Annotated in this window: 21 protein-coding genes and 1 pseudogene; all 22 read left to right on the top strand. The window is 38.6% G+C overall.

Annotated elements, in window-relative coordinates:
- Positions 1-7 precede the first annotated feature (7 nt).
- On the top strand, positions 8-943 hold the full coding sequence (locus H8S63_RS17610; RefSeq protein WP_186927514.1) for a glycosyltransferase family 2 protein: 936 nt from the start codon (positions 8-10) through the stop codon (positions 941-943).
- A gap of 4 nt (positions 944-947) precedes the next feature.
- Positions 948-2,648 (top strand): DUF6056 family protein, encoded by a 1,701-nt coding sequence (locus H8S63_RS17605; protein ID WP_186927513.1) that lies wholly within the window; start codon positions 948-950, stop codon positions 2,646-2,648.
- Positions 2,649-2,666: 18 nt separating this feature from the next.
- Positions 2,667-3,674 (top strand): glycosyltransferase family 4 protein, encoded by a 1,008-nt coding sequence (locus tag H8S63_RS17600; protein WP_186927512.1) that lies wholly within the window; start codon positions 2,667-2,669, stop codon positions 3,672-3,674.
- Between the two features lie 74 nt (positions 3,675-3,748).
- Positions 3,749-4,723, top strand: coding sequence for a glycosyltransferase family 92 protein (locus H8S63_RS17595; RefSeq protein WP_186927511.1), 975 nt, complete (start codon positions 3,749-3,751; stop codon positions 4,721-4,723).
- Positions 4,720-5,340 (top strand): DapH/DapD/GlmU-related protein, encoded by a 621-nt coding sequence (locus H8S63_RS17590; protein ID WP_255467681.1) that lies wholly within the window; start codon positions 4,720-4,722, stop codon positions 5,338-5,340. Before H8S63_RS17595 ends, H8S63_RS17590 begins: the two co-directional genes overlap by 4 nt.
- A gap of 6 nt (positions 5,341-5,346) precedes the next feature.
- Positions 5,347-6,582, top strand: a complete 1,236-nt coding sequence (locus tag H8S63_RS17585; protein WP_186927510.1) for a glycosyltransferase family 4 protein — start codon at positions 5,347-5,349, stop codon at positions 6,580-6,582.
- Position 6,583: 1 nt separating this feature from the next.
- Positions 6,584-7,660, top strand: coding sequence for a glycoside hydrolase family 99-like domain-containing protein (locus H8S63_RS17580; RefSeq protein WP_186927509.1), 1,077 nt, complete (start codon positions 6,584-6,586; stop codon positions 7,658-7,660).
- A 10-nt stretch (positions 7,661-7,670) separates the two neighbouring features.
- Positions 7,671-8,861 (top strand): O-antigen ligase family protein, encoded by a 1,191-nt coding sequence (locus H8S63_RS17575; RefSeq protein WP_186927508.1) that lies wholly within the window; start codon positions 7,671-7,673, stop codon positions 8,859-8,861.
- A 187-nt stretch (positions 8,862-9,048) separates the two neighbouring features.
- Entirely contained in the window at positions 9,049-9,771 is a 723-nt protein-coding gene (locus tag H8S63_RS17570) for a beta-1,6-N-acetylglucosaminyltransferase (RefSeq protein ID WP_186927507.1), read from the top strand.
- A complete protein-coding gene (locus H8S63_RS17565; RefSeq protein WP_186927506.1) occupies positions 9,768-10,700 on the top strand; it encodes a hypothetical protein in 933 nt (310 codons plus the stop codon). The genes H8S63_RS17570 and H8S63_RS17565 overlap by 4 nt, the downstream gene beginning before the upstream one ends.
- Positions 10,693-11,769, top strand: a complete 1,077-nt coding sequence (locus H8S63_RS17560; protein ID WP_186927505.1) for a glycosyltransferase — start codon at positions 10,693-10,695, stop codon at positions 11,767-11,769. The genes H8S63_RS17565 and H8S63_RS17560 overlap by 8 nt, the downstream gene beginning before the upstream one ends.
- A 37-nt stretch (positions 11,770-11,806) precedes the next feature.
- Positions 11,807-12,898, top strand: coding sequence for a glycosyltransferase (locus tag H8S63_RS17555; RefSeq protein ID WP_186927504.1), 1,092 nt, complete (start codon positions 11,807-11,809; stop codon positions 12,896-12,898).
- A gap of 11 nt (positions 12,899-12,909) precedes the next feature.
- Positions 12,910-13,509: a putative colanic acid biosynthesis acetyltransferase gene (locus tag H8S63_RS17550; protein ID WP_370527612.1), complete on the top strand. Its 600-nt coding sequence runs from the start codon at positions 12,910-12,912 to the stop codon at positions 13,507-13,509.
- Positions 13,510-13,524: 15 nt separating this feature from the next.
- A complete protein-coding gene (locus H8S63_RS17545) occupies positions 13,525-14,640 on the top strand; it encodes a glycosyltransferase family 4 protein (RefSeq protein WP_186927503.1) in 1,116 nt (371 codons plus the stop codon).
- The gene (locus H8S63_RS17540) at positions 14,633-15,202 is read left to right on the top strand and encodes a DapH/DapD/GlmU-related protein (protein ID WP_008997745.1); all 570 of its coding nucleotides are present in this window, start codon (positions 14,633-14,635) and stop codon (positions 15,200-15,202) included. The genes H8S63_RS17545 and H8S63_RS17540 overlap by 8 nt, the downstream gene beginning before the upstream one ends.
- An 8-nt stretch (positions 15,203-15,210) precedes the next feature.
- Positions 15,211-15,690: a hypothetical protein gene (locus tag H8S63_RS17535; protein WP_004313228.1), complete on the top strand. Its 480-nt coding sequence runs from the start codon at positions 15,211-15,213 to the stop codon at positions 15,688-15,690.
- 41 nt (positions 15,691-15,731) lie between these two features.
- A complete protein-coding gene (locus H8S63_RS17530; protein WP_255467679.1) occupies positions 15,732-16,157 on the top strand; it encodes a glycosyltransferase in 426 nt (141 codons plus the stop codon).
- A 31-nt stretch (positions 16,158-16,188) separates the two neighbouring features.
- Complete coding sequence (locus H8S63_RS17525; RefSeq protein ID WP_186927501.1) at positions 16,189-16,944, top strand: glycosyltransferase family 2 protein; 756 nt, start codon at positions 16,189-16,191, stop codon at positions 16,942-16,944.
- Positions 16,945-16,988: 44 nt separating this feature from the next.
- Entirely contained in the window at positions 16,989-17,891 is a 903-nt protein-coding gene (gene rfbA / locus H8S63_RS17520; RefSeq protein ID WP_186927500.1) for a glucose-1-phosphate thymidylyltransferase RfbA, read from the top strand.
- The gene (gene rfbB / locus H8S63_RS17515) at positions 17,888-19,006 is read left to right on the top strand and encodes a dTDP-glucose 4,6-dehydratase (RefSeq protein ID WP_186927499.1); all 1,119 of its coding nucleotides are present in this window, start codon (positions 17,888-17,890) and stop codon (positions 19,004-19,006) included. Before rfbA ends, rfbB begins: the two co-directional genes overlap by 4 nt.
- A gap of 5 nt (positions 19,007-19,011) precedes the next feature.
- Positions 19,012-19,389, top strand: a pseudogene (rfbC, locus tag H8S63_RS17510) (dTDP-4-dehydrorhamnose 3,5-epimerase); the annotation flags it as partial.
- A 146-nt stretch (positions 19,390-19,535) separates the two neighbouring features.
- Positions 19,536-20,251 (top strand): AAA family ATPase (locus H8S63_RS17505; protein WP_186927498.1); only part of this gene is annotated, 716 nt, incomplete at its 3' end.

Here is a 20,251-nt window from a genome sequence, read left to right as displayed (position 1 = left end):
TATCCTTGTGAAAAAAGTATCAATATTAGTACCTTGTTATAATGAGGGGAAAACACTTCCTTTATTTTACGCAGAGATGCAATGCATTATAAATAATATAAGGGATATAAAGTGGGAACTTCTGTTTGTCAATGATGGAAGTAGAGATAACACCCTTGATATCTTAAAAGCATTTCGGGCTGCAGACCCGAGGGTAAACTACGTATCTTTGTCTCGAAATTTTGGCAAGGAGAATGCCATGTTAGCTGGATTCGATTATGTGACAGGAGACTGTATGATTATTATGGATGCCGACCTGCAAGATCCACCATCACTTATACCTCAAATGCTGAAATATTGGGAAGAGGGGTATGAGGACGTTTATGCCAGACGGAGCAACCGGGGGAAGGAATCATGGTTCAGAAAAAAATGTTCGCTTCTTTTCTATCGTATACTTGATAGCAGTACAAGATTTGAAATGTTGCAAAACGTAGGTGACTTCCGATTATTAGATCGTTGCTGCATAGATGCTTTGAAACGTCTACGTGAGAGCGATCGCTATACTAAAGGTATGTTTTGTTGGATAGGATATAAAAAGAAAGAAATAGTCTTTGACCGTGGAGATAGGGTAGCAGGTAATAGCAACTGGAACTTCTGGAATTTGTTCAACCTAGCTATTGAGGGTATTGCCTCATTTACTACCGCTCCACTTCGATTTGCTAGTATTATGGGCTTCCTGATAGCTGCTTGTGCATTTATTTATGCTCTCTACTTTGTGGGCAAAACACTGATTGTTGGAGACCCGATACAGGGATTTCCTACACTTGTCACTGTATTACTTTTTTTAGGCGGTGTGCAATTGCTTTGTATTGGAATCTTGGGTGAGTATATCGGGCGCATATTTAATGAAACGAAACGGCGTCCGCCTTATATAGCAGATACCTATAATGATATAAAGCAGTGAACTGATGAAAAAACAGGTATTTGATACAAAAGATTATCTCTTCTACCTTATTGTGGCTCCGCTCTTTTTCTTCTTGAGTCGTCAATATTTGCAGGTACATGAAGACTTGGGGTATGCTTTTAGTTTAGTAGATGGAAGTCCTATTAGTGGCTTTTCGGATGCCATGGCCTCGCAAGCATGGGCATGGATGCATACGGTGGCTCGTTTTGCTGTTCATACTTTTGTACAATATTTCTGTGCTATGGCGAACAAGACGTTATTCTTTATTATCAGTACGCTAATGTTTGTATTATTGCATGGCAGTCTTCTCTATATATTACGTGGTGAGTTTGGTAAGTGTACCGGGGATAAGTATTTAGTGTTGTCTTGGCTCTGGCTGCTCACTCCGATTATTGGCACTACTTTTCTCGGACATATTGCTTTTGTGGTAAATTACTTATGGGCTGCGGCTCTTAATGCTTATTTTGTGGCACTGTTTATAAACTTGCGGATAGGTGATGGGAAGTGTAAGCTTTGGCACTGTATTCTGCTGTTTGGAATTGCAGTCTTTATAGGTGGTTTTCAAGAGAGTTTTTCGGTGTGTATCTGTGCTACATTTTTTTTCTATGCGTTGATCAATCGAAAATATCTAAGGCAAGTAGAATGGGGGCTGATAGTAGGGTATTTGATAGGAACGCTCACTATCGTGTTTGCTCCCGGTAACATATCCAGATTGCTTCAAGGTAATGGAGAAGTTGCTCATCAGTATACCTCTTTTGTATTGCAAAGTATAGTGAATTTGGGCAGGGTACTTTGTGGATATTGGCCTATGCTAGTGTTCATTGTAGTCTCGACGGTTGCTTTTCTTTTGAAGAGAAGAAAGGCGATGATGTTTTTCAAACGAAATGGATATTATATGGTCGCTATGGTGGTATTTGTGTTATTTACTACATTTATCGCATACACAGCTAGACACCAGCTAACTTGTCTCTCTCTGTTATTGTTGATTTTATTCCTTAAGTTTATTTATGGAGAAGTGAATTTCAAGCTGAGTAGTAGTGGTAAAGATGTGGCTATATTCATATTGGTCGGCATATTGTTGCTAAGTTATTATCAAGTGTATAAGGTTCGTAATGAACTGTGCAATGTATATAGCTCTTTTGAAGAGCGAGCTAATCGCCCCAATGATACATTAGCTGTTGCCCGTGAATTTGTTCATTTTGATAAGGTGGTAATGCGTGGCAGTCTATGGCGAGAGCATACCAACTTAACTCATGCCGGTTCACAGGTGTATTATAAGAATGGGGTTAATGCTTTGGCTTATTACTTGAAGAAAGAGAATCCCAGTAAGCGACTTATTGCTACACTTCCAGATAGTCCCGAACGAATAGCAGCTGTTTGTTGTGCGGACAAAGAATGTGATACCAAAATTTATTCACTCTCTAATCGATATTATGTAGTTCGCTATTCCAAAGAAGCCGATCCTTCTTCCCTTGAAATAGTTTTTCAAGAACAACCTGTCGGGATGAAAGCTAAACTGTTTTCATTATTAAAACGCGGTGAAAAACACGAAAGACAGATGAAAGCGAGTGATATTGAGATGAAATTCACATGGGGTGATTACTGTTACGCTTGTTTTGTGGAGGATAGAGAGAACAATGGATATGTGATGACAAATATAAGAATGATAGATGGTGAAGGTAATTTTTATGTTTGTTCTAAATAGTAATAGAATTACTAAATAATGAAAATAGCTTATATATTAACCCCGCATGCTGCCGTAGATAAATCAAACGGTATTCGCAGTCAGGCAATGACGTGGGCTGAAGCTTTACGTTGGAAAGGTCATCAAGTGGATTATATTAACCCATGGGAACATTATGATTGGTTGTCTTATGACGCTATTCATTTCTTTGGTAGCGGTCCGTGGGCAAGTACTACTCGAACTTATGTACGCATAAAGAACCCGAAGTGTGTATTTTCACCCATATATGACCCCACACCTTTTCATGAAACAGCAAGTCAATATTGGCAGAAAAAACTATCGAAGTTGACTTATGGCAAATATAGTTGCGCAGTGTATGCAGTAGCTAATGAATATAAGAACTATAGTAGAATACTTGTTCGCACAAACTATGAGCGTGAGAAGATTCATGAACTTTTTGATGTTCCTGATAATCTTATCATAAAGGTCCCTTTATCTTTCTCGCACAATCTAAATCCTGATGACTGCCTTCCTGCGAAGGAGCCTTTTGTTTTTCATATGAGTTTATTCACACAACCCCGCAAGAATGTAGTACGACTTGTAAAAGCTGCCAAAAAATATGGATTTAAACTTGTTATAGCTGGGAATTATGGAACTTCAGAGGCTTTGGACGAGTTTAGGAAGATAGTGAATAATTCACCAAATATTGAACTTTTGGGATTTATCAGCGAAGAACAAAAACTAGATCTCTATCGAAAAGCAAAGGTTTTTGCATTGCCAAGTATTAGCGAGGGGGTTGGGATTGTTGCCGTTGATGCTGCCTTGTATGGAGCTGATATTGTTATCACAGAAATAGGGGGACCTAAGGAATATTATGATGGCATGGCAGAGATTGTTAATCCGTATGATGTAGACGCGATCGGACAGGCATGTATGAACTTATTGAATGGAAAGACTTATCAGCCTAAACTCCGTGAACGTATAATAAAGGAGTATTCGCTTTCTGCTGTTGCGGATAAACTTATAGAAGTATATTACATGTTATAATTGAAGTAAGAAGAGGTAATCTAACGCCAAATGGCAGATTAAAGAGTATTTAATAAACATTGGTAACAAAACATATGAAATCTCCTGTAATAGAAAATAAAGTTTTTGCTTTCAATGTTCCGAGAAAGCACAATTTAAAATATTGGATACAATATATATTATTAGTAGGAATGGATTGTTTTTATAAATTACTGTTTACTACTATACGTCATAGTAACAAACCTAAGAAATACACTTTGAGTGTTTGTTCTATTTTTAAGAATGAAGCACCATATCTTAAAGAGTGGATTGAGTATTATCTGCTTGTGGGAGTTGACCATTTTTATCTCTACAATAACAACTCTGAAGATGATTTTATGTTTGTGATACAACCTTATATTGATAATGGTATAGTAACAATCAATGAATGGCCGGATATTCCAGGGCAAATTTCAGCCTATAAACATTGGTATGAACACTATCGCCACGAAACGAATTGGTGTTCTTTTCTTGATTTGGACGAGTTTATCTGTCCTATAAGGGATACAAATCTCAAACAATGGTTGGAGAAACATCATAAATATCCACTTTATGCGATATATTGGAAAATGTTCGGAACATCAGGTCTTTTAGAGTTTGATAAAAATAAACTTGTTATAGAACAATATACTAATAGTTGGGATAAGTTTGCATCTGCAACAAAGATTATATATAATACTGATTATGATATAGAATGTTTCTTCACATCAATGATGCATAAATTCAATGTAAGGTTTCATGGCTTTTCTATTCCTCCAATTAATATGTTTGGTTACTTTATTAATCATTGGGAAATTCATCGTCATGGAGGTCAGGAGGCTGATATTCAATGTAATCATTATTGGAGTAAATCGTTTTATGAATATAATGCAAAACACAAGAGAGGAGATGCTATATGGACAAAAGGTGAATCGAAGCGGTCTATGAAAATGTTTCTTTGGCATGAGCATTTTAATCGCTCACAAAATCACATCATTCAACGTTTTTTGATAGAAATGAAATTGAGAGTTAATAGTGTAAAAGTGTTATGAAACGTTTTCTTGTATATCTTGGCTATCTTGCTTCTTTTATATATTCTCCGAAAGTATCTTGGATAGTAAGTTTTGTTCGTTCACTTGTTTATTCAGGTTGGAAGAAACGCCAATTTAGAAGAATGGAAGGTTTTATTAACTTTCCAATTGGGACAGGAGGAGAAAAATGTATTTCAATAGGTAAAGGGACAGTTATCGGTAAATATGCTCTTATTACAGCTTGGCCAGAATATAAGATGCAAAGAGAGAACAGTAAAGCTTATTCTCCGTCTATAATTATTGGCGATAATTGTCATATAGGAGAATATACCCACATTACGGCAATAACGGATATTACTATTGGGAATAATGTGCTTACAGGTCGTTATGTACTTATTTCGGATAATAGTCATGGTGATAGAACTAATCTTGATATTGCACCAAAAGATCGACCTTTAACTACTAAAGGTCCAATAAGAATAGAAGATAATGTTTGGATTGGTGATAATGTTGTGATTCTTTCTGGAGTGTGTATTGGTCAAGGTGCAGTGATTGGTGCCAACAGTGTAGTGACGAAAAATGTGGAAGCAAAAACAACAGTTGTTGGTTCTCCTGCACAAGTGATAAGTAATAGATAGAAAGATATGAGAATATTATGGTTTAATTTAAACGCCCCTTCAAGATATAATTCTTGTACGTCCGGAGTATTAGGCGGTTGGCAGGACAGTCTTCAATCTATAGTAATGAAATATACGCAGATTGAACTTGTAATTGCTTTTAAAGGAAAAGGAGAAGTGAAAAATATAGATGGGGTAACTTATGTGCCTATTGACATAAATTTTAATAGTGGTGAAAAATTAAAGAACTTTTTCACTTGGGATGTCGAGGCAGAAAAACTTGTAGCAGAAGCTAAAAAAGTAGTAAAACAATATAAGCCTGATGTGATTCAGGTTTTTGGTACGGAGTGGCCTTTCGGGTTGATTGCAAGAGAGACAAATATTCCTGTTGTTGTACATATTCAGGGGGCATTAATTCCTATTTACAATGCGCAATATCCTCCAAAATATAATGGTGCTACTTATGTAGCAGCAATGAAAGGGAATCTGTTGAGATACGTATTGCATTGGTCGCAATGTATGAAAAATGAGACAAGAGAGCAAATGGAGAAAAGAACCTGGGAATGTGTAAGTAACTATATGGGACGAACAGACTGGGACTATGCCATCTCTAATGTTTTTCATCCGGGGCGAAGATATTTTCATGTAGACGAAGCTTTGAGAGAGGCATTTATAGAGACTGATAAAAAATGGTCATATCAGATTGATAAGAAAATAAAAATAGTAACAGTGGGGTGCTCTACTTTATATAAGGGCATTGATGTTATCCTGAAGATTGCATCTATTCTAAAAAAACTTAATGTGGATTTTGAGTGGAATGTAGTAGGCAAGATGCCTAACGAATTCAGAATGATGGTAGAATATAAAGAAAAGAAAAAAATCAAAGCTAATAATGTAAATCTTCTAGGCATACTTTATCCTGATAAGATGATAGATTTATTGTGCAATTCCACTATTTACGTGCATACTGCATACATAGAGAATAGTCCTAATTCTATATGTGAAGCACAAATTCTCGGAGTGCCTGTTATCTCGACAAACGTAGGGGGAATATCTACCCTTGTACGGGATAAAATAGATGGGTTGCTTTTTCCAGCCAATGATCCTTATCAAATGGCAAATGCAATAGTCTCTATTGCTTATGACAAGGAAAAGCTTATGATGTTTTCTGAAAATAGTCGTACTCATGCTATGGAAAGGCATAATCCTGAGAAAATAGCTATTGAGCTTATTAACTGCTACAAGAAATTAGTTAACAAATAATATGGCACGGTTTATCGCATTTTATTTGCCTCAATATCATCCTACTAAAGAAAATGATGAGTGGTGGGGAGCCGGTTTTACAGAATGGACGAATGTCGTGAGAGCAAAGAAACTCTATAGGGGACATTATCAACCTAAAATACCTGCAGATTTAGGCTTTTATGACCTCCGACTTTCAGAAAGTCGGGAAGCACAGGCTAGGATGGCTCGTGAGTATGGGATTGAAGGCTTTTGTTATTGGCATTATTGGTTTGGAAATGGAAGGCGTTTGTTACAACGTCCATTTGATGAAGTTGTGGCTTATGGAAAGCCGGATTTCCCTTTCTGCTTAGCGTGGGCCAATCATTCGTGGGCAAAAAAACAGTTTGACAAAAATGGTACGCAAGAGATGCTCATGGAGCAAACCTATCCTGGTGATGAGGATTTTATTCTTCATTTCAATACTATGTTGCCTGCATTTAAGGATAATCGTTATATCAAGGTTAATGGAAAACTCCTCTTTATGGTATATAATCCATTGGATAACCCTTCCCTCAAACGATTTATGGAATTATGGCAAAAGATGGCTAAAGAGAATGGGCTTGAAGGGTTCTACTTTGTGGGTAAAACCGACAAAGGTCGTCGTAAAAAAGAAATACTGGATTGGGGGTATAATGCGGTGTACAATGACTCGTTTATGAACATTCACCATATGCTTCCTCTCTATAAAAAAGTTCTGATAGAGCTGCGTAAACGCATCTGGCCGGGTCCGGATAAATATGCTTATAAGGATGCGGTGAAGTATATGGTAGGCGAAACTTCGAAGGATGTATGTGAGATACCGGTAATTTCGCCAAACTGGGACCATACGCCACGTTCGGGCAATAACGGTACACTTTTCTATAATTGTCAGCCCCAATATTTCAAAGGCTTGGTAAAGCGTGTGATTGCATTGGTAAAACACAAGCCTAAAGAAGAGCAAGTAGTATTGATTAAAGCATGGAACGAGTGGGGAGAGGGTAACTATATGGAACCTGATTTGAAGTATGGACGAGGTATGCTGGAAGCACTGAAAGCAGGGATAGAGGAATCGAAATAATGATATAAATATGACTTTATCGATTTCGGAAATAAAAAAAAAGTTAGTTAGTTACAAATTGGAGATATTCTTGACAGTTTGTCTCTTCTCCAATTTATATCCTGACTTGCCATCGTGGGGATACTATATCATCTTATTGGTTATGTTCATCTTAGCGCAACAATACGGTAGTGGTAAAGGGAAACGTGCAAAACTAGCAATAGGCATGTTGGTAGTCGTAGTGTTCTCATCTACTGTTAACCTTACGCTAACTTTACGTGTAGCTCAGTTTGCACTAGTGTTTATTGGTACATTGATGTTTTCTTCCTTTAAATTCTATAGGTTTAAAGTGAGGATGTTGCGCTGTTTTATGTGGGGCTTTGCGCTTACGGCACCAATTAATTATTATGCACATGTGAAGGGTATCAATTATCAATTATATAACTGGAGGCATTTGGGAGAAACGTTTACTCTTGATTTTTCAGGTTTTACTGTTCACCCTATGTGGCTCAGTGCAGCCTGTGCTATTGCAACTATTTTTTTTGTCTATCAGATGATTCTAATTTGGCAGAGAAAGGGGGTAATATGGTCACTGATGATGTTACCTTTGATTTATGTCTCTGTGATGGTAACTATATGGGGGGCTTCTCGATCAGCTTTGGGAATCTCAGTAGGAGCAGCATTGTTGCTTGTTTATTTGATTAATCAAAATCTCACCCGTGCCTTTGGTATAGTAGCTTTTATTGCTGTGATATCAGTATTCTTGATGCCAAAGTTCGTGGAAGGGGCAACACGTATGCAGAATAAGAAAGAGGTTAAAAGTTTAACAGACAACTCCCGTGGTTCATTGTGGATGGCAAGAGTAGAAGAGTTTACTACTTCTCCATTATGGGGTATAGGCTTTTCAGCTACAGGAATTGGTGCAGAGAAACAAGTAGGTCGTGCCGAAACAGGCTCAGGATGGCTTTCTATTCTGTCGCAAGCTGGATTGTTAGGTCTTATATTAGCTATTCTACTTGTGAAGCGTGCTATACTACCTTTACGTTACCTTCGTGAGAATAAAGAAATAGCACTTTATTACGCCTTATTTATCTTTATGAGTTTACACACTCTCTTCGAGGCCTATGTGTTTCAAGGAGGTTGGTATCTCTGTTTTGTGTATTGGCTCACAGTGAGTGTACTCGATGATTATAGGAAATATCGTAAATATAGTATTGAATGAAAATAGCTTATCTTATTTGTGCACATACTGACTGTACACAACTCAATAGGTTAATAAAGGCTTTAACCTATCATCAGCAAACGGGATTCTTTGTTCATTTAGACCAGAAGTCAACAATACCTCCAAAAGATGTACAGGCTCCACAAAATGCACTTGAGTTAAATGTGTCTAAATTAATAAATATTAATTGGGGGGGTACTCACAATGTGAAGCCATTTTAGTTTTAATAAAAAGGGCTATGGAGTCTAAAAAAGAGTATGATCGTTTTGTGTATATTTCGGGTTTAGATTATCCAATATGGCCGAATTCCCAGATATTGAGTTACTTTAAAGAACATAGAAATAAAGAATGTATTATGGCTCTTAATCTATCTGAATTGAAGGAGCCTCGCAAGATGCCCGAAAGAATAAAGGCATACCATTTTTTTAGGGACAGTAAGATTGGTAATCCTCAATTAAAGCATCTACTTTGTGGCGGGATGCGACGGATTACACGGCTTTTCTTTTTTAAACATCGTAATCACTTCAACGGGATGCCGGTTTATGAAGGTTCATCGTGGTGGGCACTTTCGAGGGAGTGTTTGCAATATGTGCTGGACTATTACCGGATAAATGGTAAACAAATAAGAACATATTTTAAGTATACCTTTGCTCCCGATGAGATGATGCTGCATACGCTGGTGTTTAATTCACCTTTTGGAAAGAATGCTTTGCTCTATACGGAGAAGAACTATCCGGGATTAGTAGGTTTAACTCCCCTACATTATATAGAGTATAATGGTGGTATTTCCGTTTATAAAGAAAAAGATTATGATAAGTTACTTATTTCGGAAAAAATGTTTTGTAGAAAAGTGGAGACAGGCGTATCGGATGAATTGATGAATAAAATTGATTTATATAGGAATGAATGAGGAAGCTTTTTTTTACTCTACTGATTATAGTTGGCTTTTTGCTTTCTGTGGAGGTGTTGTTACGCTATGTCTTTGGTTTTTGTGATGCACTACTCTATCAACACAGTGATTCATACGAATATATAGCACAACCCAATCAAGAACGGTATCGTTTTGGGGCACATTCGCGTTATAACGCTTATTCGCAACGAAATGATAGTAATCCTGACAGTACGAAGGTTAGAGTATTGGGACTGGGTGATTCAGTCATTTTTGGAGGTACTATGATCGACCAAGATTCCATAGCTACCACTTTGTTTAGCAAAGAAACTGGAATGCAAATGCTTAATATTTCAGCAGGTAGCTGGGGACCTGATAATTGTGCTGCCTATCTCAAGGAAAAAGGAACATTTGGTGCTAGTGCTATGGTATTGGTGTGTAGCAGTCATGATGCTCGGGATATAATGTCGCATATTGCTGTAGTGGGAAAATATCCTAACTATCCAGTCAGACAGTATAAAATGGCAGTCTGGGAGTTAATGGATAGGTATCTACTACCTTGTATTAAAGGTTATTTTATACAAGATATTCCGAGGCTAGATCCTGATAAAGTGATTGTTGAGCACATAGAAAATGCTTCTGTTGCTCCTAAATCTATGATGTTTAATCCTGGTTTTTATAAACTCAAGACCATAGCTGACTCAGTGGCTATACCTTTTTATATCTATTTGCATGCTGAACAAGGTGAGGTGTATAGAGGAGAATACAATGAAATGGGAAAACAAATTATTAGTTGGGCTCAAGAAGCGGGAGTATCTTGTTACACAGGATTAGCGATGGGAGAGACTGTGGATATGTATAGAGATGTTATTCATTTGAATGAAAAAGGGCAACGGCATTTATCGGAATGTCTTAAAAAAATTATTGTAATAAATCATATAAATGAATAAGAAAAGAATTGCGATACTCCAACCAGAAGTTCCGCACTATCGGGATGAGTTTTTTACTTTATTACGCCAACGGTGTGAATGCTCTGATATTTATATATATAACTCTGTAGCTGACGCGAAAAAAAACGGTTTTAAAATAAATACGGATGAGCTAATGCCTATTGCGAATAAAACATTACAGGGATTTTTGTGGTATAATCCTAAACCTCTGTTGTCGAAGAAATATGATACATTGGTGCTGATGTTACATTTTGCACATCTTACTACATGGTTATTCTTGTTTACTAAGTTTATTCATCGGAAGAAAATTATCCTCTATGGGCAAGGAATCTCGGTGAAGCGCTATCTGATGGAGGAGAAGAATCCAGATTGGAAATTGAAGTGGATGATAGCTTTGGCTGATGGTGTATGGGTATATATGCCGAAAGAGGAGAAACAATGGCAATCTGTATTTCCAAAGAAAAAAATTGTAGCTCTGAACAATACCATTACAGGCATGGAGGAGATTGTAAAGTATCGGCCTGCTTGCGAGATAATGGACTTAAAAGAGAAGTATGCTATTAAGGAGGAGCGAATACTCATATTTTGTGCTCGATTTACTTCGTCTTATCGACGAGTAGATTTATTTATAGAAACCGTCAAACGGTTGGATAAAAAGCGTTTTGGATTTATCATTATTGGTGACGGAGCGAATAAACCAGATTTTTCAATTTATACTAATGTGTACGATTTTGGAGCTGTATATGATGCAGAGATAAAAAGGGAGCTTTTTACAATATCTGATATCTATTTTCAGCCGGGATGGGTGGGATTATCTATTGTAGAGGCGATGGGGTATGGCTTGCCAATTTTTACTTTCAAACGATCGGAGGAGACTTTGCAATGTGTAGAATATAGCTATATTCAAAATGATGAGAATGGGAGAACATTCGAGTCAATGGAAGAGTGTGTAGAGGTAATTACTCATATCCCAGATGATAAGTTGGTAAAGATGGGTGAGAACGCCAAACTTTTGGCGGCTACGCTACTTCCTAAAAACATGGTTGATAAAGCGATGGCTGTATTATAATTTACATCAAAGTAAAACTACTCAAAATTTGAAATAGATGAAAGTATTACATTATATTCCTAGTTTAGACCGTGCATCGGGTGGTACTGCTGCCTATATGCAGTTGCTAACTAAGGAGTTGGGTAAATTGGTGGAACTCCATGTGGTGAGCCATGCGAGTGAGAATCCTGTGGTGATGGATAACTGCAAGGTGTACTATGTATCTCACTTCAAACAGTTTAGAAAGATGAAACGTCAGTTTGAAGCTCTCTTAAATGAGGTATGTCCAGATGTAGTACATGTGAATTGTTGCTGGATGCCTGCTTGTGCTTTTACGCAGAAGTGGGCACAGACTCTTGGCTATAAGGTAGTACTTACACCTCATGGAATGTTGGAGCCTTGGATATTGAAACGTCATTATTGGACAAAAAAGGTTCCTGCTCTATTGCTCTATCAGAAGGAGGCGGTAAAACAGGCTGATATTATTCATGCCACGGCGGAAAGCGAAAAGGAGAATCTGCTGAAGCTAGGTTACAATGATAAGATATATATTATAGCTAATGGCATTGATGTGGATAGTATTAGGGTAAAACCTACGTGGAAACGAAACAAGGAGATTCTTTTCTTGAGCCGTGTGCATATGAAGAAGGGGATTAACTTCTTAATCGAGGCGGTGGCGCAGCTCAAATGGCAGATGCAAGCCTATGTGGTACGTATTGCCGGAGAAGGGGATACTACATACATTGAGGAGCTGAAACAAATGGCTACACGCTTGGATATATCCCAGCTGATAAGTTTTGAAGGTGGTGTATACGGCAATCGTAAATGGGAATTGTTCCGCCAAGCGGATCTTTTTATATTACCTACACACAGCGAGAATTTTGGTATTGTGGTGGCAGAGGCATTGGCTAGTGGTACGCCTGTGGTAACTACAATGGGCACACCATGGAGTGAGTTAGAAAGTCGGCGGTGTGGCTGGTGGACGGAGGTAGGTACAGAGGCAACCGTACAAGCACTTCGTAACTTTTTATCGCTTACTGAAAATGAGCTGGAGATGATGGGACGTAACGGTCGTAAATTGGTAGAGGAGAAGTATTCGGCACGTAAGGTGGCAGAGGAATTTGTGGAAATGTATAAATCAATTTTATGAAAAAGGATTTGATGGGATTTAAAACTCCATATTCGAAGAGGAATAAGCTTCGCAGATTGATATGGAGTATGGTTTGGACTTGTCTTGCCCGTCCGTTTCCTCGCTCTATGGCAATGGGATGGAAACGTATGCTGCTTCGTGCTTTTGGGGCAAAGATTGCACCTACGGCAGTAGTCTATGCTACTACAAAGGTGTTTCAGCCTTGGTTACTGACAATGGATGATTACGCTTGTTTGGCTGAAGGAGTAGACTGCTATAATGCAGCATCTATTCATATAGGGCGCAATGCTACTGTGAGTCAACGGGCTTTTCTTTGTACAGCAGGGCACGATATATCAGATCCACATCATCATCAAACCGATGCTTCTATTGTGATTGAAGACAGGGCTTGGGTGTGTGCAGAAGCTTTTATTGGGCAAGGAGTAACTGTTAGTGAAGGTGCTGTTTGTGCAGCTCGTGCGGTAGTGGTTAAGGATGTTGAGTCATGGACTGTGGTTGGTGGGAATCCGGCAAAGTTTATAAAGAAAAGAGTGTTAACAAATGTTATCGGGGGGGGGGGGGTAAACCCTTATCTCTCATTTAATATAATCAGTCGGCTTGATGCTGCATAATATCATTGAGCTGACATGAAAGTAAATATAATAACAGGGCCTTTTGGCTGTCTACCCCCATATGCTATTGGAGCAGTGGAAAAATTATGGTACTCTATCGGTACAGATATGAGAAATAAGGGACATCAAGTCATCTTTATATCTAAGAAACCACTAAAAGAGAGTTCTATGGATGATAATCTTCTTCTGCATGGCTATGAAAGAACTGGATCTTGGGTAAAGGACTTTGTTCTGGATTTTGTTTTTTCAATAAAGGCATTAAGTAAAATGCCTAAATGTGATATGCTTGTGCTTAATTCAATATGGAGCCCTATTCTTTGTCTATTATTTAAATGGAAGTATCGTAGGGCTTTATATAATGTGGCCCGATTTCCGAAGAAACAGATGGGGGCGTATTTTGCTATGAGTAGTTTGGCATGTGTGTCAACTGCAGTTTACAATGCATTAATAGAACAGAGTCCGAGTATGAAATCTAGGGCTTGTGTCATACCCAATCCGATTGATACTCATATATTCTGTAATGAACACATGGTAAAAACTCTTTCAGATAGTCCGGAAGTGGTTTATTCTGGCAGAGTACATAGAGAAAAGGGACTGGATATATTAGTAAAAGCAGTGACAAGACTCCATGAGGTGGGGGGATCTGTTGGATTACGGATAATTGGTGCAACGAAAATAGAAGACGGAGGTAGTGGTGAAGACTATGTAGATTATTTAGAATCTTTGGTAAGAGGATACAGGATAACATGGGTGGAACCTATTTTCTCACCTAGTTTGTTGGCAAAAGAAATACGTAAAGGTGATATTTTTTGCTATCCTTCTATAGCTGGATTAGGTGAGACATTCGGTGTAGCCCCTCTTGAGGCAATGGGATTAGGATTGGTTCCTATTGTTTCGAATTTAGATTGTTTTAAGGACTTTATAGTGGATAATGAGAACGGATTGGTCTTTGATCATACTGATGTACGATGTGATGAATTGTTAGCTAATTGTTTAATGCGCTTATTATCAGATGAAAAAATGTATTCAGAAATGTCAGCGAAAGCAATTAAAAAGTCTGCAGGTTTTAGTGTGAGTAGAGTGTCTGATATGTATATGAGTATTTTTAAAAAAGTATTAGGTGGTGAGTAAGCTTTATCATAAAAATAAAAACCAACGTGATGCGTATTCTAGCCCATGGCCAAAGAAAGAAGCAATCATGATTCGTATATGGGAAGTGGTTTGGACGCTTTTTGTAAGGTGGCTGCCAAAGCCTTTTTATCGGTGGCATATATTTCTATTGAAGTTGTTTGGGGCACATATTAGTGGTCATCCTTTTATTGCGCCTACTGCCCGTATATATGCCCCATGGCTTTTAACCGTAGGAGATAGGTCTTGTATAGCGACTCGAAGCGAAATATATAATTTGGGACCTGTTATTATAAAAGAGAGAGTAACCATAGCGCAGTATGCTTATATCTGTAATGGATCCCATGATTTATCTGATAATAAATTACCTCTGGTTGTAGGTGATGTGGTTATTGACAATGATGTGTTTATTGGAGCAAGAGCCATAATTCTGCCAGGATTACATCTTTGTCGATATTCGGTTGTTGGTGCTGGCGCAGTACTTACCAAAAATACTACTGATTTTGGCATTTATGCAGGTAATCCTGCAAGATTTATAAAAGAAAGAAATATTTATGGTGAATAATCATTATTATGGTGGCTCTTATGTTGCATAAATCTCCTAAAATCTGTTTAGCTTGTTCGGCAGGCGGGCATTTACGTGAGCTACAATTGGCTATCGGTGCTATTCCCGAGCAATGGGATTGCTATTGGCTTACCTTAAAAACGACATCAACTAAAGCTTTTATGGCAGACAAGGAACATGTATTTTTAGTGAATTTTCAACCAGCAAAGAAATGGACACTGATAGTGAACTGTTTGCAAGCAATATTCTGGGTGCTGGTGAAACGCCCAGATGTAATCATTACTACAGGAGCTGGCGTGACAGTACCTACGGTTTTTTTCGCAAAAAAACTGTTGGGGACAAAAGTGATATTTGTTAATTCGGCTGCTGATGTGACACATGCTTCTAAAACTCCCGTATGGATAGAACGGTATAGTGATCTGTTTTTGGTCCAATGGGAAGAGATGCGGCAATTATTCCCTAATTCAATTTGTTGTGGTGTTTTATGATTTTTGCTAGTTTAGGTACAATGAACATAGCCTTCAATCGTATGGCAAAAGCCGTGGATGAATGGGCAGCTATAACTAAGGAAGAGGTAATAGTACAAACTGGATATACGGATTATCCCTACAAACATGCGAAAGCTTTTAAATTTTGTACAAAGGAGCAGATGAAGGAGTATATTTCTAGAGCTGATATATTAATACTTCAAGGTGGCTGGGGAGCAATATCGGAAGCGATGGAATTGAGGAAAAGAATAGTTGTGATACCAAGATATGACAAGGTAGAGCATATCCATGACCAGTTTCAATTAATTAGAAAATTGGATACTTTGGGCTGTGTACTAGGGGTATTTGACGAGAGGGATCTTGCCGCAAAAATGGAACAGGCAAAAACTTTTGAGTTTAAGCAAATAGGGAAAGGAAACGCACAGAAACTGATTGAGAAGAAACTGCAGGAGTGGTTTTCGAGATGACAATAATTAGCGAGTTCAAAAATAGAATCTTATGAAAGTATCTATAATAACGTCATGTTTTAATCGTGCAGCGACGATTCGTGATGCCATAGAGAGTGTCTTGGCACAGGACTATAATAATATAGAATTTATTGTTGTAGATGGGGCGAGTACGGATGGTTCGTTAGAGATTGTTAGGGAATATGAAGATCGTATCTCAACTATTATCTCGGAGCCTGATCATGGAATGTATGAAGCCATTAATAAGGGAATTCGTGTGGCTACAGGTGATGTAATCGGATTGCTGCATTCGGATGATTTCTTCTATGATAATGGGGTGGTAAGCCGTATTGCGGAACGTATGAAAATCACTCGAGCTGACTTCTTGTATGGAGATGGGCTTTTTGTGAATCCTAATAATACAGATAAAGTGGTACGTAATTGGATTGGAGGTAGTTATCGACTTTGGAAAGTACGTCACGGTTGGTTACCACTGCATCCTACCTGTTATATTCGTCGTGAGGTGGTAAACCGTTTAGGGCTCTATAACGAAAGCTATAAAATAGCAGCAGATAGCGATTTATTGTTACGCTATCTTATTACGGGAGGACTCACGACAACTTATTTGGGAGAGTATATTGTAAAGATGCGTATGGGGGGACTTTCTACTGATAGTGCTAGGCGTAAAAAAATGTGGGATGAGGATATACGGGTATATGCTTCGCACGGTATGGCTCCTACTTTGACGAAGTTGGAGAAAATGGCATGGAAAGTGCCGCAGTTTGTGTTAGCATTGTTAAAACGCTAATGACTATCTAATGGAGTGTAAAAAGAAATAGACTATACAATGACATGAAAGGTATTGTTTTAGCTGGTGGTAGCGGTACGCGTTTGTATCCTATTACCAAAGGCATTAGCAAACAGCTGATTCCTATTTTTGATAAACCGATGATTTATTATCCTATTTCGGTTTTGATGTTGGCGGGTATTCGTGAGATATTGATTATCTCTACTCCACATGACTTGCCGGGATTTAAGCGCTTGCTGGGTGATGGTAGTGATTATGGCGTGAGGTTTGAATATGCAGAACAACCGTCACCTGATGGATTGGCACAGGCCTTTATCATTGGTGAGGATTTTATTGGTAGTGATTCGGTCTGTTTGGTGTTAGGTGATAACATCTTTCATGGTAATGGCTTTAGTACCATGTTGAAAGAGGCGGTATACATGGCAGAAAAGGAGCAAAAAGCTACCGTGTTTGGTTATTGGGTAAGTGATCCGGAACGCTATGGTGTGGCGGAGTTTGATGACGAGGGTAATTGCTTAAGCATTGAGGAAAAACCTGTACAGCCAAAATCGAATTATGCGGTAGTAGGGCTTTATTTCTATCCTAATAAAGTGGTAGATGTAGCGAAGCACATTAAACCGTCAGCTCGTGGAGAATTGGAGATTACCACTGTGAACCAGCGATTTCTGGAGGATAGTGAGTTGAAAGTACAGACACTGGGACGTGGCTTTGCTTGGTTGGATACGGGTACACACGACTCGTTGAGTGAAGCATCGACTTTTATTGAGGTGATTGAAAAACGGCAGGGACTGAAAGTGGCTTGTCTGGAAGGTATAGCGTTTAGACAAGGTTGGATTGATGCTAACAAGATGCGTGAGTTGGCCCAACCGATGCTGAAGAATCAATATGGGCAGTATTTGTTGCAGGTAGTAGAGGAAGTGGAACGTACAGGAAAGAGTAATTTATGAATAAAAGAAATATTATCATTACCGGTGGAGCCGGATTTATAGGCAGTCATGTGGTACGTTTGTTTGTGAACAAGTATCCCGATTACCATATTATCAATTTGGACAAGTTGACTTATGCGGGAAATCTGGCTAACTTAAAAGATGTAGAGAATAAACCAAACTACACTTTTGTAAAAGCGGATATTTGTGACTTTGAGATGATGCTGAAGATTTTTAAACAGTATCATATAGATGGGGTTATTCATTTAGCTGCCGAAAGTCACGTGGATCGTAGTATCAGAGATCCGTTTACTTTTGCTCGTACTAATGTTCTTGGAACTCTCTCTTTATTACAAGCTGCCAGGTTAACTTGGGAGTATCTTCCGGAAGGCTATGAGGGTAAGCGCTTCTATCATATTTCAACTGATGAGGTGTATGGAGCATTGGAATTGACGCAGCCGGAAGGCAAGTCTTCGGATATATCTGCACACGAAGTATATGGCGATGAGTTCTTCAAAGAGACAACAAAGTATAATCCACACTCACCCTATTCGGCTTCGAAAGCGGGTAGTGATCACTTTGTCCGCGCTTTCCATGATACTTATGGTATGCCGACTATTGTGACAAACTGTTCGAATAACTATGGACCTTATCAGTTTCCCGAAAAGCTGATTCCGCTGTTTATTAACAATATTCGCCACCGCAAACCGTTACCAGTATATGGCAAGGGAGAGAATGTGCGCGACTGGCTCTACGTGGTAGATCATGCAAGGGCCATAGATGTGATTTTCCATAAGGGTAAGGTGGCGGATACATATAACATCGGTGGCTTTAACGAGTGGAAGAATATAGATATTATCCATGTGATTATTAAGACTGTGGACCGATTACTAGGTAATCCTGAAGGACACAGCGAGGAACTGATTACTTATGTAATGGACCGTATGGGACATGACTTACGCTATGCTATTGACTCTACGAAACTGAAGAATGAATTGGGCTGGGAGCCTAGTCTGCAGTTTGAAGAGGGTATTGAGAAGACGGTGCAGTGGTATCTGGATAATCAGGAGTGGATGGATAATATCACCAGTGGTGCTTACGAGAGCTATTACGAGGATATGTATAAGAATAGATAATCTGTATGGAAGTTGTTAAGACAAATATTGAAGGGGTGGTAATCATTGAACCACGTCTTTTTAAGGATGACAAGGGGTGTTTCTTCGAATCGTTCTCGCAAAGGGAGTTTGACGAAAAGGTACGTCCCATTAAGTTTGTACAAGATAATGAAAGTATGTCCTCGTATGGAGTGATGAGGGGACTACATTTTCAAACTATGCCTTACAGCCAAAGTAAGTTAGTACGTTGCGTAAAGGGTGCAGTGCTGGATGTGGCTGTTGATATCCGCAAAGGTTCGCCTACCTATGGTCAGCATGTAGCGGTAGAATTGACAGAGGAGAATCATCGTCAATTCTTTATTCCTCGTGGTTTTGCTCATGGTTTTGCTGTATTGAGTGAAACTAATTGAAATACGCTTGCAACTTCTGTTCCTGAATATAGCTCATCCAAAAGTTTTTTCTATCATAGAATTAAAATCACTGCTAGTTTTGTAATATAGAATGAAAGCTGTATATTTGTATGCAGCATAATTAAAAGGTTGTAGCATGTATGAGCAATAAAATATATCCTATTGGTATCCAGAACTTCGAGAAAATCCGTCAAGACGGTTATTTCTATATAGATAAGACAGCCTTGATGTATCAGATGGTAAAGACCGGGAGTTATTACTTTCTGAGTCGTCCGCGACGTTTCGGAAAGAGTCTGCTTATCTCTACTTTGGAAGCCTATTTTCAAGGGAAGAAGGAACTGTTTGCAGGCTTGGCGGTGGAGAAACTTGAAAAAGATTGGATGGAACATCCTATTTTGCACCTTGACCTTAATATCGAGAAGTATGACACTTCGGAGAGTCTGGATAAGATTTTGAATGATAATTTGGAATATTGGGAAAGTAAATATGGAACTCGTCCGTCAGAGACCTCATTTTCTCTGCGTTTTGCCGGTATTATCCAACGTGCTTATGAAAAGACCGGTCAGCGGGTGGTTATCTTGGTGGATGAATATGACAAGCCGATGTTGCAGTCGATTGGCAATGAGGAGCTGCAACAGCAATTCCGGAATACCTTGAAGCCTTTCTATGGGGCTTTGAAAACGAAAGACGGCTGCATCAAGTTCGCTTTGCTGACGGGGGTGACGAAATTTGGTAAGGTGAGCGTATTCAGTGACTTGAATAACTTGAAGGATATTTCAATGGATGAACGTTTTGTAGATATTTGCGGCATAACGGAGAAAGAAATCCATGACAACCTGGAAGCGGAATTGCATCA

The organism is Bacteroides sp. NSJ-39 (genome assembly GCF_014287315.1).
Lineage (GTDB): Bacteria > Bacteroidota > Bacteroidia > Bacteroidales > Bacteroidaceae > Bacteroides > Bacteroides finegoldii.
The sequence above is the reverse complement of the archived record's forward strand: the minus strand, read 5'-3'. Positions and strand labels throughout refer to the sequence as shown.

What these genes read in the sequence shown, in the direction of transcription:
- H8S63_RS17565 (WP_186927506.1), top strand. Translation starts at nt 9,768, where the DNA reads ATGAGGAAGCTTTTTTTTACTCTACTGATTATAGTTGGCTTTTTGCTT.
- rfbA (WP_186927500.1), top strand. Translation starts at nt 16,989, where the DNA reads ATGAAAGGTATTGTTTTAGCTGGTGGTAGCGGTACGCGTTTGTATCCT.
- H8S63_RS17575 (WP_186927508.1), top strand. Translation starts at nt 7,671, where the DNA reads ATGACTTTATCGATTTCGGAAATAAAAAAAAAGTTAGTTAGTTACAAA.
- H8S63_RS17585 (WP_186927510.1), top strand. Translation starts at nt 5,347, where the DNA reads ATGAGAATATTATGGTTTAATTTAAACGCCCCTTCAAGATATAATTCT.
- H8S63_RS17545 (WP_186927503.1), top strand. Translation starts at nt 13,525, where the DNA reads ATGAAAGTAAATATAATAACAGGGCCTTTTGGCTGTCTACCCCCATAT.
- H8S63_RS17525 (WP_186927501.1), top strand. Translation starts at nt 16,189, where the DNA reads ATGAAAGTATCTATAATAACGTCATGTTTTAATCGTGCAGCGACGATT.
- rfbB (WP_186927499.1), top strand. Translation starts at nt 17,888, where the DNA reads ATGAATAAAAGAAATATTATCATTACCGGTGGAGCCGGATTTATAGGC.
- H8S63_RS17555 (WP_186927504.1), top strand. Translation starts at nt 11,807, where the DNA reads ATGAAAGTATTACATTATATTCCTAGTTTAGACCGTGCATCGGGTGGT.
- H8S63_RS17605 (WP_186927513.1), top strand. Translation starts at nt 948, where the DNA reads ATGAAAAAACAGGTATTTGATACAAAAGATTATCTCTTCTACCTTATT.
- H8S63_RS17595 (WP_186927511.1), top strand. Translation starts at nt 3,749, where the DNA reads ATGAAATCTCCTGTAATAGAAAATAAAGTTTTTGCTTTCAATGTTCCG.
- H8S63_RS17580 (WP_186927509.1), top strand. Translation starts at nt 6,584, where the DNA reads ATGGCACGGTTTATCGCATTTTATTTGCCTCAATATCATCCTACTAAA.
- H8S63_RS17550 (WP_370527612.1), top strand. Translation starts at nt 12,910, where the DNA reads ATGGGATTTAAAACTCCATATTCGAAGAGGAATAAGCTTCGCAGATTG.
- H8S63_RS17600 (WP_186927512.1), top strand. Translation starts at nt 2,667, where the DNA reads ATGAAAATAGCTTATATATTAACCCCGCATGCTGCCGTAGATAAATCA.
- H8S63_RS17530 (WP_255467679.1), top strand. Translation starts at nt 15,732, where the DNA reads ATGGCAAAAGCCGTGGATGAATGGGCAGCTATAACTAAGGAAGAGGTA.
- H8S63_RS17590 (WP_255467681.1), top strand. Translation starts at nt 4,720, where the DNA reads ATGAAACGTTTTCTTGTATATCTTGGCTATCTTGCTTCTTTTATATAT.
- H8S63_RS17560 (WP_186927505.1), top strand. Translation starts at nt 10,693, where the DNA reads ATGAATAAGAAAAGAATTGCGATACTCCAACCAGAAGTTCCGCACTAT.
- H8S63_RS17535 (WP_004313228.1), top strand. Translation starts at nt 15,211, where the DNA reads ATGGTGGCTCTTATGTTGCATAAATCTCCTAAAATCTGTTTAGCTTGT.